The sequence below is a fragment of the Rhodococcus sp. PSBB066 genome (assembly GCF_017068255.1).
Taxonomy (GTDB): domain Bacteria; phylum Actinomycetota; class Actinomycetes; order Mycobacteriales; family Mycobacteriaceae; genus Rhodococcus; species Rhodococcus aetherivorans.
In genome coordinates, this window is record NZ_CP070859.1 from 5,310,664 (window position 1) to 5,326,951 (window position 16,288).

The 16,288-nt window shown below is 70.6% G+C and carries 16 protein-coding genes; 8 read left to right on the plus strand and 8 right to left on the minus strand.

Translation table 11 applies throughout. From position 1 onward, the window contains the following. Positions 1-5 precede the first annotated feature (5 nt). Complete coding sequence (locus JYA75_RS24105; RefSeq protein ID WP_029542215.1) at positions 6-989, plus strand: NADPH:quinone oxidoreductase family protein; 984 nt, start codon at positions 6-8, stop codon at positions 987-989. A gap of 25 nt (positions 990-1,014) precedes the next feature. On the opposite strand, the gene JYA75_RS24110 is transcribed toward JYA75_RS24105, so the two are convergent. Next, positions 1,015-1,605: an esterase gene (locus JYA75_RS24110; RefSeq protein WP_029542213.1), complete on the minus strand. Its 591-nt coding sequence runs from the start codon at positions 1,603-1,605 to the stop codon at positions 1,015-1,017. A gap of 326 nt (positions 1,606-1,931) precedes the next feature. Between JYA75_RS24110 and JYA75_RS24115 the strand changes: the two genes are divergently transcribed. From JYA75_RS24115 to JYA75_RS24125, 3 genes are read left to right on the plus strand one after another with little or no spacing between them, the layout of a single operon-like run. Continuing rightward, the gene (locus JYA75_RS24115; RefSeq protein ID WP_043799707.1) at positions 1,932-3,542 is read left to right on the plus strand and encodes a serine hydrolase; all 1,611 of its coding nucleotides are present in this window, start codon (positions 1,932-1,934) and stop codon (positions 3,540-3,542) included. Next, on the plus strand, positions 3,539-3,964 hold the full coding sequence (locus JYA75_RS24120) for a limonene-1,2-epoxide hydrolase family protein (protein ID WP_006940402.1): 426 nt from the start codon (positions 3,539-3,541) through the stop codon (positions 3,962-3,964). Before JYA75_RS24115 ends, JYA75_RS24120 begins: the two co-directional genes overlap by 4 nt. A 52-nt stretch (positions 3,965-4,016) precedes the next feature. After that, positions 4,017-4,427, plus strand: coding sequence for a carboxymuconolactone decarboxylase family protein (locus JYA75_RS24125; protein ID WP_006940401.1), 411 nt, complete (start codon positions 4,017-4,019; stop codon positions 4,425-4,427). A gap of 85 nt (positions 4,428-4,512) precedes the next feature. Here the strand turns inward: JYA75_RS24125 and JYA75_RS24130 are convergent, their stop codons facing one another. The 3 genes from JYA75_RS24130 to JYA75_RS24140 all read right to left on the minus strand — a co-directional run bounded on the left by JYA75_RS24130 (position 4,513) and on the right by JYA75_RS24140 (position 8,733). Then, complete coding sequence (locus tag JYA75_RS24130; protein WP_072634868.1) at positions 4,513-5,790, minus strand: PhoH family protein; 1,278 nt, start codon at positions 5,788-5,790, stop codon at positions 4,513-4,515. 345 nt (positions 5,791-6,135) lie between these two features. Then, a complete protein-coding gene (gene glyA / locus JYA75_RS24135; RefSeq protein WP_006940399.1) occupies positions 6,136-7,431 on the minus strand; it encodes a serine hydroxymethyltransferase in 1,296 nt (431 codons plus the stop codon). Between the two features lie 111 nt (positions 7,432-7,542). After that, the gene (locus JYA75_RS24140) at positions 7,543-8,733 is read right to left on the minus strand and encodes a DUF885 domain-containing protein (RefSeq protein WP_203329467.1); all 1,191 of its coding nucleotides are present in this window, start codon (positions 8,731-8,733) and stop codon (positions 7,543-7,545) included. 175 nt (positions 8,734-8,908) lie between these two features. Here JYA75_RS24140 and coaA point away from each other — a divergent pair, with 175 nt between their 5' ends. Continuing rightward, a complete protein-coding gene (gene coaA / locus JYA75_RS24145) occupies positions 8,909-9,841 on the plus strand; it encodes a type I pantothenate kinase (protein ID WP_006940397.1) in 933 nt (310 codons plus the stop codon). Between the two features lie 60 nt (positions 9,842-9,901). Here the strand turns inward: coaA and JYA75_RS24150 are convergent, their stop codons facing one another. Continuing rightward, on the minus strand, positions 9,902-10,669 hold the full coding sequence (locus JYA75_RS24150) for an isoprenyl transferase (RefSeq protein WP_006940394.1): 768 nt from the start codon (positions 10,667-10,669) through the stop codon (positions 9,902-9,904). Between the two features lie 165 nt (positions 10,670-10,834). Between JYA75_RS24150 and JYA75_RS24155 the strand changes: the two genes are divergently transcribed. Then, positions 10,835-11,503 (plus strand): hemolysin III family protein, encoded by a 669-nt coding sequence (locus tag JYA75_RS24155; protein WP_006940391.1) that lies wholly within the window; start codon positions 10,835-10,837, stop codon positions 11,501-11,503. A gap of 62 nt (positions 11,504-11,565) precedes the next feature. Continuing rightward, positions 11,566-12,480, plus strand: a complete 915-nt coding sequence (locus JYA75_RS24160; RefSeq protein WP_043799699.1) for a mechanosensitive ion channel family protein — start codon at positions 11,566-11,568, stop codon at positions 12,478-12,480. A gap of 12 nt (positions 12,481-12,492) precedes the next feature. Here the strand turns inward: JYA75_RS24160 and JYA75_RS24165 are convergent, their stop codons facing one another. The 3 genes from JYA75_RS24165 to mca are packed head-to-tail and all read right to left on the minus strand — an operon-like array spanning position 12,493 to position 15,678. Next, on the minus strand, positions 12,493-14,517 hold the full coding sequence (locus JYA75_RS24165; RefSeq protein ID WP_043799697.1) for a thioredoxin domain-containing protein: 2,025 nt from the start codon (positions 14,515-14,517) through the stop codon (positions 12,493-12,495). Between the two features lie 10 nt (positions 14,518-14,527). Continuing rightward, complete coding sequence (locus JYA75_RS24170; RefSeq protein WP_006940388.1) at positions 14,528-14,803, minus strand: hypothetical protein; 276 nt, start codon at positions 14,801-14,803, stop codon at positions 14,528-14,530. Beyond that, on the minus strand, positions 14,800-15,678 hold the full coding sequence (gene mca, locus JYA75_RS24175) for a mycothiol conjugate amidase Mca (RefSeq protein WP_185713729.1): 879 nt from the start codon (positions 15,676-15,678) through the stop codon (positions 14,800-14,802). The genes JYA75_RS24170 and mca overlap by 4 nt, the downstream gene beginning before the upstream one ends. A 154-nt stretch (positions 15,679-15,832) precedes the next feature. Here mca and JYA75_RS24180 point away from each other — a divergent pair, with 154 nt between their 5' ends. Next, complete coding sequence (locus tag JYA75_RS24180) at positions 15,833-16,264, plus strand: DUF4307 domain-containing protein (RefSeq protein ID WP_065922857.1); 432 nt, start codon at positions 15,833-15,835, stop codon at positions 16,262-16,264. Positions 16,265-16,288: the final 24 nt, after the last annotated feature.

Sequence of the window (16,288 nt, forward strand, 5' to 3'; positions counted from 1 at the left end):
ACCCTATGAAGGCCTGGCGAATTCACGAAGTGGGCGAGCCCAAGGAAGCGCTGCAGCTGATGGACGTCCCCGACCCCGAGGCGGGGCCCGGACGGCTCGTCGTGCGCGTCGCCGCGGCGCCGGCCAACTTCCCCGACGTGCTGCTGTGCCGCGGGCAGTACCAGCTGAAGCCGGAACTGCCCTTCACACCGGGCGTCGAACTCGCCGGGACCGTCGTCGCGGCCGGCGAGGGCGTCACCCGCTTCGCCGTCGGCGACCGGATCATCGGCAATCCCGAGTTCCCCTTCGGCGGATTCGCCGAGCTCGCCGTGGTTCCGGAGGAGGACGCCTACCGCGCTCCGGCGTCCCTCGACGACGCCGAGGCCTCGGCGCTGTCGATCGGGTACCAGACGTCGTGGTTCGCCCTGCACCGCCGTACGCAGTTGCGGGCCGGGGAGACCCTGCTCGTGCACGCTGCCGCCGGTGGGGTCGGCAGTGCCGCAGTGCAACTCGGCAAGGCCGCCGGGGCCACCGTGATCGGTGTCGTCGGCGGCGCCGAGAAGGCCGACTACTGCCGGGCTCTCGGCGCCGACGTCGTCGTCGACCGGCACCGCGAGGACTTCGTCGACGTCGTCAAGGACGTCACCGCCGGCCGCGGCGCGGACGTGATCTACGACCCCGTCGGCGGCGACTCGTACAACCGCTCCACCAAGTGCATCGCGTTCGAGGGCCGCATCCTGGTGATCGGGTTCGCCGGGGGCACCATCCCGCAACCGGCGCTGAACCACGCGCTCATCAAGAACTACTCGATCATCGGCCTGCACTGGGGCCTGTACCGGCAGTACAACCGTGCCGCGATCGAGGCGTGCCACGAGGAACTGTGCCGCCTCGCCGACGACGGCGCCATCAAGCCGCTGATCAGCGAGCGGCTCTCCCTCGACGACGTCGCCGACGGGGTGGCCCGCCTCGGGGACGGGCACACCGTCGGCCGGCTCGTGTTCCAGCCGTAGCCGGCGCGGGCTACATCGGGACGGGTTACTTCGGGATCACCTGCGTCGCACCCGCGACGTAGGTGATGGTGCCCATCTCGAACTCGCTCTCCAGGCCGTTCGGGATCGGGCGCTCGTCACTGATCGGGAAGCCGAGTTCACCCTCCGCGCCGCCCTGGGCCTCCCAGGCGGTGCGGATCTCGCCCCACACCACGTGCGAGTCGGTGTCGGGACTCCAGGCGATGATGCCGCCCTCGAACTCCGCAATGTAGCCGTCGCCGACGTCCTGCTGATCCGCGGTCGGCGCCCCGAGCGGGCTGTTCGCCCCGCCGATCTCGTTGTACTTCGCGAGAATCGGCCCGCTGATGGTGTACTCGGCGCCGCCCGCACCCGGCAGCGTGGTCGTCTCCTCCACGGAGGCGCCCGGTTCCGTGGGGCCTCCGGTTCCGGTGGCGTCTTCGACCGCGGACCGGGCGGCGGACGTTGCCCCCTCGACCGCGGACTGCGCTGCACTCGTGGCGCTGCCGACCACATCCTCTGCGGTGGTGCCGTCGTCGCTGCTGCAGCCGGCCAATACCAGCCCTGCAGCGGCGACGGCCGCGGCGACAGTGGCAGAACGACGCGGGATTCGATTCATGGGATCACTCCTCGTTGGCATCCGAACACCGGCCCCTCGACGCTAACCATCCCGTACCGTCCCGTGCGGCGGTTTCCTCGCGCCGGACCGGACCGCGCGGCCGGTGCCCGTCCGCGCCCCGCCGCGATCGCAGCATCGGCGCAGGTCGCGCCCGGTGCGGCGGTTCGACCGTCCCGGCCCGCTCTCCTCGTCACAGTCGGACAACGATCGGCGAACGAGGCTGCGACCGGCGTCCGTCGCCGTCACCGGCGCCCGTGACGCGGAACAGAACGCTTCCGCGCCACGGACGCAGGGCTTACCATGCGACGGACGAGAAAGGCCGTGACATGCGCGCACCCCGTCGTCGCCGGATCGGCGCCGCCCTCGCCCTCGTGGCGACCCTGTCGGCCGGGTGCGTCTCGGTCGACACCGATTCCCCGACGTCCTCGGCACCGGCCTCGCCGGAGTCCCGGTCGCTCACTCCCCCGCAGGTTGCCGGCGTCGACATCCCGGACGGGCAGGTCGACGACGCCGTCGCCCGCCTCGACGACCTCGCACGCGAACTGATGGATCGGACCGCCATCCCCGGGATGGCCGTCGCGGTCGTGCACCGCGGTGAGATCGTGTACGCGAAGGGGTTCGGTGTGCGCGAGGCCGGCCGCGACGCCGCAGTGGATGCCGACACCGTCTTCCAGCTGGCGTCGATGTCGAAGCCGCTCGGCGCAACCGTCGTCGCACACCAGGTCGGCGAGGGCGTGATCGGCTGGGACACCCCGGTGATCGAACGCCTGCCGGGCTTCGCCCTCGCGGACCCGTACGTGACGAGCCGCGTGACCGTCGGCGATCTCTACGCCCATCGCTCCGGGCTTCCCGACCACGCCGGCGACGAGCTCGAGGATCTCGGTTTCGACCGCGAGCAGGTGTTCGACCGGTTCCGCCTGCTGCCGCTCGGGCCGTTCCGGGATTCCTACGAGTACACCAACTTCGGGCTCACGGCCGCGGCGCAGGCGGTGGCCGACGCGTCCGGGGCCGACTGGGCGGACCTGTCGGCACGGGTGCTGTACGAACCCCTCGGAATGACCTCCACCAGTTCACGATTCGAGGACTACGAGGCCCGGCCCAACCGGGCCGTGGGTCATCAGCTCGTCGACGGCGACTACGTCGCGCGCGCCGTCCGCGATCCCGACGCCCAGTCCCCGGCCGGCGGGGTGAGCGCCTCGGTCACCGACGTCGCGCGGTGGCTGACCATGCTGCTCGGCGACGGTGAGTACCAGGGCCGGCGCATCGTCGACGCGGACGCCCTGCTGCCGGCGGTGTCCCCGCAGGCCGTGTCGAGCCCGCCGGGCACCGTCGACAGCCGGGCGGGGTTCTACGGGTACGGGTTCAATGTGGGCACGAGCCCGGCCGGGCGGGTGACGCTGAGCCATTCCGGGGCGTTCTCGCTGGGTGCCGCGACCGCGTTCACGGCCCTGCCGTCGGCGGACGTCGCGATCGTCGCGCTCACCAATGCCGCCCCGATCGGCGTGCCGGAGACCCTCGCCGCCGAGTTCGCCGATCTCGTGCAGTTCGGCGAGATCCGCGAGGACTGGTTCGCCCTCTACGAGAAGGCGTTCGCATCGTTCGACGACCCGAAGGGCTCGCTCGTCGGACGCCCCGCTCCCACGAATCCGGCCCCGGCCCGCCCCCTCGGGCAGTACACCGGCGTCTACACCAGCGAGTACTACGGTCCCGCGCGGATCGACGATCGCGCCGGCACACTGGTGCTCACCATCGGTCCCGCCGGGCAGACCTACCGGCTCGACCATTGGGACGGCGACGTGTTCACCTTCCCGATCGACGGCGGTGAGAACGCCCCGGACGGGACGATCTCCACGGCCACCTTCACCCCCGACGGCGTCACGTTCGAGTACTGGAACGAGAACGGCCTGGGAACCTTCACCCGAACAGGAGCGTCATGACCGAGCCGCACACCTCCGTGGACGAGAAGTCCGTCGCCGTCGTCCGCGAGTTCCTCGACGCGATGGTCGCCGAGGACGTCGAGCGCGCCGTCGCCCTCCTCGACCCGGACATCGCCTGGCACAACACGTCGCTGCCGACCGTGCGGGGCCTGCCCCGCGTGCGGCGCATCCTCGAGGGCCTGCGCCGGCCGTCGCTGGGCTTCGACGTCACCATCCATCACATCGCCGCGACCGGAAACGTGGTGCTCACCGAGCGCACCGACGTCCTGCGCCTCGGCCCCGTCTCCACCCGGTTCTGGGTGTGCGGCACGTTCGAACTGCGCGACGGGAAGATCGCGGTGTGGGACGACCACTACAACGTCGGCACGATCGTCGGCGCACTGGGCGCCGGCGCGCTCCGGGCGGTGCTGCGCCGGTCGTAGAATCTCCCCGGCCGCCGAACCGTTCGACGGCGACGAGGCAGGGAGCACGACGATGACCGACGCCGACCGGACGCCCGCGTTCGAGGCCGGAGTTCAGGTCCGCAGCGAGGTGATGGGCGCCGACTTCGTCGAGCGGGCCTTCGACCGCGCCCGCGGCACCGACTCCGAGGAGATGCAGGAGTTCGTCACCGAGCACGTGTGGGGCTCGGTGTGGACCCGGCCGGGACTCGACCGTCGCAGCCGCAGCCTGCTCAACCTGGGCATGCTGATCGCGCTGCGCGCGGAGAACGAGCTGCGCGGGCACGTGCGCGGCGCCCTGCGAAACGGTCTGACCCGCACCGAGATCGTCGAGGCGGTCATCCACGCGGGCGCCTACTGCGGCGCCCCGGCCGGCCTGGCCGCGATGCGCGTCGTCCAGGAGGTCCTCGAGGCCGAACTCGGCCCGCGCCCCTCCCAGGACTGACCCGCTCGCGCGGGGCGGTGGCCGAATGTCACATCGGGTCGATCACATCGCACCGGTGTGACATTCGGCCCACCAGCCGACGGCGTCAGGCGCCCGGGGCGAACTCCTCGAGCATCTCGGTCACCAGCGCCGCGATCGGCGAGCGCTCACTGCGGGTCAAGGTGACGTGCGCGAAAAGCGGATGCCCCTTGAGCTTCTCGATCACCGCCGCGACGCCGTCGTAGCGGCCCACCCGCAGGTTGTCGCGCTGGGCGACGTCGTGGGTGAGCACCACCCGCGAGCCGGCGCCGAGCCGGGACAGCACGGTGAGCAGCACGTTGCGCTCGAGGGACTGGGCCTCGTCGACGATGACGAACGAGTCGTGCAGCGACCGGCCCCGGATATGGGTCAGCGGAAGCACTTCCAGCATGCCCCGGCTGATGACCTCGTCCATCACCTCCGGGCTCGCGAGACCGTCGAGGGTATCGAACACGGCCTGCGCCCACGGCCCCATCTTCTCGCTCTCGCTGCCCGGCAGATAGCCCAGTTCCTGTCCGCCGACGGCGTACAGCGGCCGGAACACCACGACCTTGCGCTGGGTGCGACGCTCCAGCACGGCCTCGAGGCCCGCGGTCAGCGCCAGCGCCGACTTGCCCGTCCCGGCTTTCCCGCCGAGCGAGACGATGCCGACGGACTCGTCGAGCAGCAGGTCCAGCGCCACCCGCTGTTCCGCGGAACGGCCGTGCAACCCGAACGCCTCCCGATCTCCGCGCACCAGCTGCACCCGCTTGTCCGGCGTGACCCGGCCCAGGGCGCTGGACGAGCCGCCCAGCAGCCGGATCCCGGTGTGGCACGGCAGATCCCTCGCGGTGTCGAGGTCGACGATCCCCTCGGCGAACAGGTCGTCGATCAGCGCCCTGTCCACCTCGAGCTCGGTCATGCCGGTCCAGCCCGACGTCACCACGTCCTGGGCGTGGTACTCGTCGGCGGTCAGCCCGACGGCACCGGCCTTGACCCGGAGCGGAATGTCCTTGCTGACCAGCACCACGTCGCGGCCGTCGCCGGCGAGGTTCAACGCGCACGCGAGGATCCGGGAGTCGTTGGTGTCGGTGCGGAATCCGGCCGGCAACACCTCCGGGTCGGTGTGGTTGAGCTCGACGTGCAGGGTGCCTCCCGCGGTCCCGATGGGGATGGGCTGATCGAGCCGGCCGTACTGCAGGCGCAGGTCGTCGAGCAGCCGCAACGATTCCCTCGCGAACCAACCCAGTTCGTGATGGTGCCGTTTGCCTTCGAGTTCGCCGATCACGACGAGGGGCAGCACCACTTCGTGCTCAGCGAAGCGGGTCACCGCCCACGGATCGGAGAGCAACACGGAGGTGTCCAGTACGAAGGTGCGTACATCGGGTTTCTTCGCCGGGGTCCTGCCGGAGCGGCGGGCGGGGACGGAGCGTGTTGCAGTCACGTGAGGCTCCTAGATCTGTGCAGCACCACACAGACTTCGTTCGATGGGCCGGTCGAACCTGGTGTCCACGAGGGACACGAGGGCCGGGTGCCGGCCCCTCGCTCTGCCTGTCACAGTCACGATCAGGACCTCCCGCGTAGCCGGCAACTGCGCCGTCTACACCCCCGACGCTAACGCCGACACGCCCCGTCCGCTCGATGAGCGACGAGGCGTGTCGGTGAAGATTGGGTAAACGAGACGATCCGGACAGATTGCCGGGCGTCGCGCCTAGACCAGGTTCCAGTCCTCGAGACCCTGGTACAGCGGAGCGTCGGCGGCAAGCTTGCTCACCCGGCCGCGCAGCGTCGCGGTGTCGGACGACCCCGTCAACGCGGCCGCGATGATCTCGGCGACCTCGGTGAACTGCTCGTCCCCGAAGCCGCGGGTGGCCAGTGCCGGGGTGCCGATGCGCAGACCGGACGTGACCATCGGCGGACGCGGGTCGAACGGAACCGCGTTGCGGTTGACGGTGATGCCGATCTCGTGCAGCAGGTCCTCGCCCTGCTGGCCGTCGAGCTGCGAGTTGCGCAGATCGACGAGGACGAGGTGCACGTCGGTGCCGCCGGTCAGCACGGTGATGCCCTTGTCGGTGACATCGGACTGCATCAGGCGCTCGGCGAGGATCTGCGCACCGGAGACGGTGCGGCGCTGCCGGTCCTTGAACTCCTCGCTCGCGGCGATCTTCAGCGCGACGGCCTTCGCGGCGATGACGTGCATGAGCGGGCCGCCCTGCTGGCCCGGGAACACCGCGGAGTTGATCTTCTTGGCCCACTCCTGCTTGGCGAGGATCAGACCCGAGCGCGGGCCGCCGAGGGTCTTGTGGACGGTGGTGGACACGACGTCGGCGTACGGCACCGGCGACGGGTGCAGGCCCGCGGCGACGAGCCCGGCGAAGTGCGCCATGTCGACCCACAGGTAGGCGCCGACCTCGTCGGCGATGGAGCGGAACGCGGCGAAGTCCTCGTGCCGCGGGTACGCGGACCATCCGGCGACGATGACCTTCGGCTTCTCGGCCACCGCGATGGAGCGGACCTCGTCCATGTCGACGCGGTGGTCGTCCTTGCTGACCCCGTAGGACGCGACGTCGTACAGCTTGCCGGAGAAGTTCAGCTTCATGCCGTGGGTCAGGTGCCCTCCGTGGGCGAGGTCGAGCCCCAGCAGCTTCTCGCCCGGGTTCATCAGCGCCATCAGCACGGCGGCGTTGGCCTGCGCGCCCGAGTGCGGCTGGACGTTCGCGAACTCGGCACCGAACAGTTCCTTGGCGCGGGTGCGGGCGAGGTCCTCGACGATGTCGACGTTCTCGCAGCCGCCGTAGTAGCGGCGCCCCGGGTAGCCCTCGGCGTACTTGTTGGTGAGCACGCTGCCCTGCGCCTGGAGCACCGCGCGCGGCACGAAGTTCTCCGACGCGATCATCTCGAGCGTGTCGCGCTGGCGCGACAGCTCGCCGGCCATGGCCTGCGCCAGCTCGGGGTCGAGGTCTGAGAGCGAGGCGGTGTTGACGTCGGTGCCGGGCACAACGGTCATCGAGGATTCTCCAAGCTGGGGACGGCAGGAATTCACCTACCAGTCTACGAACCTCACCCCCGGTCGAGGAACCCGGTCCCCTCGGGCAATGGACCAGGTCACGCCCGCTCGTTACCGCAGGGCGCTGGGCACCAGCGGTTCGTCGAGCAGGCGACGGAACCGTTCGATGCGTTCCGCGCCCGCAGGGGCCTGCGCCAGCCAGCCACCGAGCAGGCGGTAACCCTCGACGTAGGTGCTGATGTAGGCGCGCCACAACGGCGACGACAGGAAGCGCAGCGACTGCCGGGCCCGCTCCGGGCTCGACAGCGACCAGCGCTGCAGGAAGGCGACGACGTCGTCGCCGGTGCGGCCGCGGTCGTGCAGGAGCAGGGCGGCGTCCTGGCGGACGCCGAGCAGGCCGGCGGACGCCTCGTGCAGCTTCTCGGCGAGTTCACCGTCGAACCGCAGGCCCAGGTCGGCGTAGATGTCCTGCGCCCACTGTCCCCAGCCGGGCCCGACGATCGTCTCGAGGGCGAGGTCTGCGAGCCCCTCGGCCATGAGGCACTGCGGGGTGTTGACGACGAAGAGGGTCTGCTCGTCGTGCCCGCCGGCGACGAGTCCGGCCTCCTTGCGGCAGTGTTCGGTGTGGTGGCCGGGGTAGGACTCGTGCGCGATCAGCCGCGGCAGGTGGGACATGTGCTGTTCGAGGTCGGAGTTGATCGCGACGCGGGAGCGGTAGTTGCCGAGGTAGTAGTTGAACCCGGACCACGGTTTGTCGCCGACCACCTCGTATTCGACGGTTTCGGTCTCGGGCAGTGGGAACACCGCGCGGACCCTGTCGCGCAGGGCGCTCGAGAAGGCGTCGACACACTCGGCGAGGCGCTCGGCGGGGACGACCTCGGACTTGCGGTGGGCCTGCACTCGCTCGGCGAGCGGGCCGCTGCCCGGCAGCAGCGCGTCGATGCGGCGGTGGGCCTCGCGGTACGCGTCCTCGTCGCCCATGTCGATATGCACGTCGAAGTAGGCCTCGACCTCGTCGACGAAGGCGATGTCCGCACCGGCGAACTTGCGGGCCGAGCATTCGAGGGCGCGCAGGTGCACGTCGAGGAAGCGGGTGCGCTCGTCGGAGAGCCCGGAGACGGGCAGCGCGGCCCGCAGTGTGCGCGCGGTGTGGGATAAATCACGAGGATCGGGGGCCGGCGCGTTCTCCACCCGGCCACGCAGGGCGGGGTCGCCGGTGAAGGCGTCGACGAAACCCTCCTCGAGCCGGTCGAATGCCAGGCCGAGCAGGAGATATTCGCGCACCAACGAGTCCGGGTCCATGCCCTGGCACCCTAGTCCCCCGGATCGGCCCCGTGCCTGCCGGCGAACCCGGAAACCGGACCCCGCGCGGCGAGCGGATGTGTCAGCGAGCACAATCGGCCGATATGGACATCCTTCGCCGCCAGCCATACCCGGGGTATGCCGCCGGGCCCGTCGTCGAGTCGGGAGTGTGCCGGTGGCGCGTCTGAGCGAGCCGAGTCCGTACGTCGAGTTCGATCGCAAGCAGTGGCGGACGCTGCGCAAGTCGACGCCGCTGGTGCTGACCGAGGAGGAACTGCGCGGCCTGCGCGGCCTCGGCGAGCAGATCGACCTGGCGGAGGTGGCGGAGGTGTACCTCCCGCTGGCCCGTCTGATCCACCTGCAGGTCGCCGCGCGGCAGCGGTTGTTCGCCGCGACCGCCACGTTCCTCGGCGAGAAGCACCCGGACCAGCAGGTGCCGTTCGTGATCGGGGTGGCCGGGTCGGTCGCGGTCGGCAAGTCGACGACGGCACGCGTGCTGCAGGCACTGTTGGCGCGGTGGGAGCACCATCCCCGGGTGGACCTGGTGACCACCGACGGCTTCCTGTACCCCTCCCGGGAGCTGATGCGTCGGAACATCATGCACCGCAAGGGCTTTCCGGAGAGCTACGACCGTCGCAAGCTGCTGCGGTTCGTCACGGAGGTCAAGTCCGGCGCCGCAGAGGTGGCCGCTCCGGTGTACTCGCACATCTCCTACGACATCATCCCGGGCCAGTACCACGTGGTGCGGCAACCGGACATCCTCATCATCGAGGGCCTGAACGTCCTGCAGACCGGTCCACGGCTGATGGTCTCGGATCTGTTCGACTTCTCGATCTACGTCGACGCCCGCCTCGAGGACATCGAGAAGTGGTATGTCGAGCGGTTTCTCGCGCTCCGCAAGACGGCATTCTCCGACCCCGACGCGCATTTTCACCACTACGCGAACCTGTCGGACCGCGACGCCGTGGGGGCCGCGAAGGAGATCTGGCATTCGATCAACCGGCCGAACCTGGTGGACAACATCCTGCCGACGCGGCCGCGCGCAACGCTGGTCCTGCGCAAGGACTCCGACCATTCGGTCAACCGCCTGCGCCTGCGGAAGCTGTAGGCGGCTTCGCCGCCGGTGTGTCCTTCGGGCGGCGGAAACAGCCCGAAGGACACACCGCGGCTACGTCCCGAACCGGCGGTGCCGCGCCGCGAAGTCGCGCAGGGCGCGAAGGAAGTCCACGCGGCGGAACTCCGGCCAGTAGGCCTCGGTGAACCAGATCTCGGAGTACGCGCTCTGCCAGAGCAGGAAGCCCGAGAGCCGCTGCTCGCCGGAGGTCCGGATGACGAGATCGGGATCGGGCTGCCCCGAGGTGTAGAGGTGATCGCTGATGGCCTCGACCGTGACGGCCTCGACCAGGCCCTCGCCGTCGAGCCCCTCGGCCTGCTTGGCCCGGAGCAGGGCCTGCACGGCGTCGGCGATCTCCTGCCGGCCGCCGTAGCCGACCGCGACATTGACGTGGGTGCCGGTGCGCCCCTGCGTGCGCTCGGCGGCCTCGCTCAGCCGCCGGCCCAGTTCGTCCGGCAGCAGGTCGAGCGTGCCGACGATCTTGACGCTCCAGTTCTGCTCCGGCCCGGAGATCTCCTCGACGACGTCGGTGATGATCTCGAGCAGCGCCTCGAGTTCCTCGGGCTCACGTTGCAGGTTCTCCGTGGAGAGCAGGTAGATGGTGGCCCGCTCGATGCCGGCGGCGTCGCACCAGCTCAGCAGTTCGGCGATCTTCAGTGCGCCCATGCGGTGCCCGTGGCTGACGTCGGTGAACCCGTTCTCGCGGGCCCAGCGACGGTTGCCGTCGCACATCACGGCGACGTGCCGGGGATGCTGCGCGCCGTCCAGCTTGCTCAGCAGCCGTCGTTCGTAGAGCTGATACAGCAGGCCGCGCGCGTTCACCCCGAGATCACCACGCGGGTCACATTACGCTCACGGTCGTCTCCGGTCGCAGCGGCGGTCGTGGCCGACGCCCGCGCGCCGGCCTCCGCCCCGCCGCGGATCCGGCACACCGCGAAAGTTACGGAAGCGTAGGTTACTCTTCGGTATCGAAGGGAGGCCCCGACCATGACGGTTTTCGGGATCGACGAACTGCCCGTGAAGCCGCGGATGCGCGGCTGGATCCATCTGTGGGCGTTCGGCGTCGCAGTGGTGGCCGGCATCGCGCTGGTGGTCCTGTCGCAGACCGTGGCCGATCCGCCCGCGGGCTGGTCGACGGTGATCTACAGCCTCACCGTCTGCGGTGTGTTCGGCGTGAGCGCCCTCTATCACCGCGTCCACTGGCACAATCCGCGGGCACGCACGTGGATGAAGCGTGCGGACCACTCGATGATCTTCCTGTTCATCGCCGGCAGCTACACCCCCTTCGCGACGCTCGCCCTGCCGCCGGAGACCGGCCGCACCCTGTTGTTCGTGGTGTGGGCCGGCGCCCTCGCGGGGGTCGCGCTGAAGATGCTCTGGCCCACCGCGCCGCGCTGGGTGGGAGTCCCGCTGTACCTGCTGCTCGGCTGGGCAATCGTCCCCGTCGCCGGTCAGCTGATCGACGAGGCGGGCATCGTCCCGATGGTGCTGCTGCTCGTCGGCGGCATCCTCTACAGCATCGGCGCTATCCTCTACGCCACCAAGTGGCCCGACCCGTGGCCGCACGTCTTCGGCTACCACGAGTTCTTCCACGCGGCGACCGTGCTCGCCGCGCTGTGCCATGCCGTTGCCGTGTGGCTGGTGGTGTTCGGGTAAACCCGTTCGGACGAAGATCACATCGGTGGCAGTCGCGGCACGGATCCGTAGACTCGGCCGGGATGACTGTTCAGCGACTGGCATTCGAACTGACCGAAACCAACCGGGAGTGGCTCGTCGAGCGGCCGCTGACGATCGCGGGATACCTCGTGGCAGCGCTGATCCTGAGGTATGTGCTGCACCGGTTCATCGACCGGATGACGAAGCCGCGGCACCAGAACGGCAAACCCGGCCTGCTCCGGCCCTTCCAGGAACGCGCCCCCAGGGGCCTGCCGGGCGTGCTGGTCAACGAGCGGCGCACGCAGCGCGCCGAGACGATCGGCTCGGTGCTCAAGTCCGGCGTCTCCGTCGTGGTTCTCGTCTGGTGCGTCCTGCAGATCCTCGGCACGCTCGGACTCAACGTCGCGCCGTTCATCGCGTCCGCCGGCATCGTCGGCGTCGCCCTCGGTTTCGGTGCGCAGAACCTGGTGCGTGACTTCATCTCCGGAATGTTCATGCTGCTCGAGGACCAGTACGGCGTCGGCGACGTCGTCGACCTGGGCGACGCGGTCGGCACCGTCGAATCCGTCGGCCTGCGGGTCACCACCGTCCGCGACATCAGCGGCACCCTCTGGTACTGCCGCAACGGCGAGATCCTGCGCGTGGGCAACATGAGCCAGGGTTACGCCGTCGCCGTCGTCGACTCCCCCATCGCCCACGCCGCCAACGTGCACCGAGCCTGCGAGGTGGCCCTGCGCGCGGCCCTCGAGACGGTCGAACGCGACGACCTGGCCGGCGACATCCTCGAGCCGCCCGAGATGCTCGGCGTCAACTCCGTCACCCCGGAGTCGGTGACGCTGCGGATCACCGTGCGCACGCGTGCCGGCAAGCAGTGGGCCGTGCAGCGGGCGATCGCCCGCGCGGTGCTCGAGGCGTTCGACGGCAACGGCATCGACGCTCCGCTGCCGGCGCTGCTCACCCCGTCCCGCGCCGGCTGAGCCCCGGACCGCTCAGGCCGAGAGCGCCGCGCGCAGTTCGGCCTCCGTCGTGACCGGCCTGTCGCACACGTATCCGCGGCACACGTACGCCGCCGGCCCTCCGTCGACCAGCGGGCGGTCGGCCAGCAACGGGGACGAGTCCGGGTCCCCGCCGACCACGACGGCGCCGCCGGGGGCCGCCTGCCGCACGACGGAGAGCAGCTCGCCGCCGCCGACCACGGCCACCTGGATCGGGCCGCGCACCGCCGCCTCGGCGACCGTCAGCCAGTGCCCGGCCGAGCGCGGCGCCCGCTCGAGCAGCACCACCGCCGACCGCAGCGACGCGTCCGCCGCGTCGGCGTACCGCGGGTCCTCGGGCACGACCGCGGCGAGGGTGAGCAGGGCCTCGGAGATCAGCGCCGCCCCCGACGGGGTGGCGCCGTCGATCGGGTCACGAGGCCGCGCCACCAGGGTCTCGGCGTCGTCGGCGGTGTCGAACCAGCTTCCGGGCCGCGCCGGATCCTGGAAGTGCGTCAACGCGACGTCGGCGAGGGCCCGGGCCGGGTCGAGCCACGCGGCGTCGCCCGTCGCCTGGTACACCGCCAGCAGGGCGGTGACGAGGGCGCCGTAGTCCTCGAGCACACCCGCGGGGGCGCCGACCGTGCCGCCGAGGGAGGCACGCCGGAGCCGTCCGTCCACCAGGTGCAGGTCCAGCAGGGCCCGGGCGCAGTCGACGGCCGCGTCGACCCAGTCGGTGCGGCCGAACGCGGCACCCGCCTCGGCCAGCGCGGTGATCGCGAAACCGTTCCACGCCGTGACGACCTTGTCGTCGCGGCCGGGCTGCGGCCGCTGCAGCCGGGCGGCGAACAGCTCGGCCCGCACCCGCTCGTAGCGCTCGGCATCGTCCGGGTCGGCGAGCAGCTGCAGCACCGACGAGCCGTGTTCGAAGGTGCCGGCGTCGGTCACGGTGAACAGCTCGGCCGCCCACTGCGCGTCGTCGCCGAGGACCTCGGCCAGCTGCCCGGGGGTCCACACGTAGGTCAGGCCCTCGACCCCGTCCGTGTCGGCGTCGAGAGCGGAGGCGAAGCAGCGCCCGGCCGTGCGCAGGTCCCGCAGCAGGAACTCGACGGTCTCCTCGGTGACCCGCCGCACCCAGGGCGCCGACATCCGTCGCGCGAGGTGCGCGTACACCCGCAGCAGCAGCGCGTTGTCGTAGAGCATCTTCTCGAAGTGCGGGACCACCCACCCGGCGTCGACGCTGTAACGGGCGAAGCCGCCGGCCAGCTGGTCGTAGATGCCGCCCCGCGCCATCGCTTCGGCCGTCCGCTCGACGAGGGACAGCACGGCCGGGTTCCCGCTGCGCTCGTATCCGCGCAGCAGACCCTCGAGCAGCGCGGACGGCGGGAACTTCGGGGCGCCCCCGAACCCGCCGTGCACCGCATCCTCGTCGGCGGCGACGGCGGCGTCGGCGGCGTCGAGCAGCGCGGCGTCCACCGGGCGCTCGCCGGGAGCGAGGCCGCCGCTGCCGCGGCGCAGCTCGGAGACGATGGCGACGGCGGACCGGTGCACGTCGGCGCGACGGTTGCGCCAGGTCTCGGCGATCGCCTCGAGCAGCTGGGTGAACGACGGCATGCCGCCGCGCGGCATCTTCGGGTAGTAGGTGCCGCAGTAGAACGGGGCACCGTCCGGGGTGAGGAAGCACGTCATCGGCCAGCCGCCCTGACCGGTCATCGCGACGGTGGCGTTCATGTAGATCGCGTCGATGTCCGGGCGTTCCTCCCGGTCCACCTTGATGCACACGAAGTGCTCGTTCATCAGCGCGGCGGTGGCCTCGTCCTCGAACGACTCGTGCGCCATCACGTGGCACCAGTGGCACGCCGCGTACCCCACGGACAGCAGGACCGGCACGTCCCGCTCCCGGGCCCAGGCCAGCGCCTCGTCACCCCACTGGTGCCAGTGCACCGGGTTGCCGGCATGTTGCCGCAGGTAGGGGCTGGTCGCCTCGCCGAGGGTGTTCCGGTTGCGGGTGCCGGGCACCGACGGCTCCGGGGGTGTCACGACGCGCCCGTCAGTTGGTGGCCATCGGGGGCTGGGGGTGGTCGGGTTTGCGGCTCTCCGCGGCCCCGCGATCGGTCCCCTCGTCCGCGGCCTGGTCCGGCTCCGGATGCTCGGGCTCGAACGTCTCGGGCAGCTTGCCGAGCCGCTTGTTCATCGAGCGGATCAGCAGGGCGGTCGCCACGAGCAGGATCACGATGAGCGCGAGACCGAGCGGCGACGCCTTACCGAATTCGGGGCCGGTGGGGTCCTGGGCCAGAACCTCGGCCGCCAGCATGCCTACCGTCATCTCACCTGTCCGTCCTCGAGGCCCGCGAACAGATCCGTTTCGGGGATCGCCGTGTGCACGCGGGTCTTGGCCAATTCGAATTCCTCCGTCGGCCACACCTTCTGCTGGATGTCCAGCGGCACGGCGAAGAAGGAGCCGTTGGGGTCGATCTGCGTCGCATGGGCGCGCAGTGCGTCGTCCCGCTTCGGGAAGTAGTCGCTGCAGGTGATCTGCGTGGTCACCCGCGCCATGATGTCGCCCTGCTCGGTGCGCCACCGCTTGAGCCATTCCTCCATGGGGAACGGTTCGCCGCGCCGCTCGTACTCCTCGCGGAACAATTCCAGGCGCTTGCGGATGAACCCGTGCGAGTAGTACAGCTTCTGCACCTTCCACGCCGGGCCGGCCTCGGGGAACCGATCCGGGTCGCCGGCCGCCTCGTACGCCGCGACGGAGACCTCGTGGCAGCGGATGTGGTCGGGGTGCGGGTAGCCGCCGTTCTCGTCGTACGTGGTCATCACGTGCGGCCGGAACTCGCGGACCACCTCGACGAGCTTGCGGGTCGGTTCCTCGAGGGGCACCAGCGCGAAGCAGCCCTCGGGCAGCGGCGGCTTGGGGTCGCCCTCCGGCAGCCCGGAGTCGACGAAGCCGAGCCAGCGGTGCTGCACGCCGAGGATGCGGGCGGCCGCGGCCATCTCCTCGCGCCGGACCTCGGGCATGCGGTCCTGGATCCCGGGGATGTCCATGGCGGGATTGAGGATGTCGCCGCGTTCACCCCCGGTGAGGGTGACCACCAGCACCTCGTGCCCTTCCGCGGCATAGCGGGCCGTCGTGGCGGCACCCTTGCTCGACTCGTCATCGGGATGGGCATGCACGGCCATGAGCCGTAGTCCGCTCACGTCTTTCCTCCACCTCGCCGTCGGCTGCATCGTCGCGGCCCGGACCACCGGCACTGCGAGCCGGCGTCCTGGGTTCCTCCCCTATAGTTCCACCTGACACGTCCATCGTCAGCCACGCCCCCGCGGCCTTCGCGGGTGCACGAAAGTAAATGTGATGACCGACACCACCCCGATCGACCGCTACCCGACCGGCCGCTACCCGGCGACGGGCGGATCCCGCCGCACCTGGTTGTGGGCGCTGGTCGCGGGCGGGCTCGTCGTCGGGGTGGTCGGGGCGTTCCTGCTCTACCAGAAGTTCGGCACCCCGGAGATCGAGAGCGACGTCGTCACCTACACCGTCGTCGACGACTCCACCGTCCAGGTGCAGTTCACCGTGACGCGGAAGGATCCGTCGCAGGCGGCGGTGTGCATCATCCGCTCGCGGTCGAAGGACGGGTCCGAGACGGGCCGCCGCGAGGTGCTGATCCCCTCGTCCGAGTCCGGCACCCTGCTGATGGACGCACCGGTGGTGACGTCGCAGCGCCCGGGCATGGCGGACATGTACGGCTGCAGCTTCGACGTGCCCGAATACCTGCGCGCACACTGACCGCACGCTGCGGATTCCGTGGTG

Coding starts and splice junctions, on each gene's coding strand:
- JYA75_RS24160 (WP_043799699.1), top strand. CDS start 11,566: ATGACTGTTCAGCGACTGGCATTCGAACTGACCGAAACCAACCGGGAG.
- JYA75_RS24115 (WP_043799707.1), top strand. CDS start 1,932: ATGCGCGCACCCCGTCGTCGCCGGATCGGCGCCGCCCTCGCCCTCGTG.
- JYA75_RS24120 (WP_006940402.1), top strand. CDS start 3,539: ATGACCGAGCCGCACACCTCCGTGGACGAGAAGTCCGTCGCCGTCGTC.
- JYA75_RS24180 (WP_065922857.1), top strand. CDS start 15,833: ATGACCGACACCACCCCGATCGACCGCTACCCGACCGGCCGCTACCCG.
- JYA75_RS24155 (WP_006940391.1), top strand. CDS start 10,835: ATGACGGTTTTCGGGATCGACGAACTGCCCGTGAAGCCGCGGATGCGC.
- JYA75_RS24105 (WP_029542215.1), top strand. CDS start 6: ATGAAGGCCTGGCGAATTCACGAAGTGGGCGAGCCCAAGGAAGCGCTG.
- JYA75_RS24170 (WP_006940388.1), bottom strand. CDS start 14,803: ATGACGGTAGGCATGCTGGCGGCCGAGGTTCTGGCCCAGGACCCCACC.
- JYA75_RS24125 (WP_006940401.1), top strand. CDS start 4,017: ATGACCGACGCCGACCGGACGCCCGCGTTCGAGGCCGGAGTTCAGGTC.
- JYA75_RS24140 (WP_203329467.1), bottom strand. CDS start 8,733: ATGGACCCGGACTCGTTGGTGCGCGAATATCTCCTGCTCGGCCTGGCA.
- glyA (WP_006940399.1), bottom strand. CDS start 7,431: ATGACCGTTGTGCCCGGCACCGACGTCAACACCGCCTCGCTCTCAGAC.
- JYA75_RS24110 (WP_029542213.1), bottom strand. CDS start 1,605: ATGAATCGAATCCCGCGTCGTTCTGCCACTGTCGCCGCGGCCGTCGCC.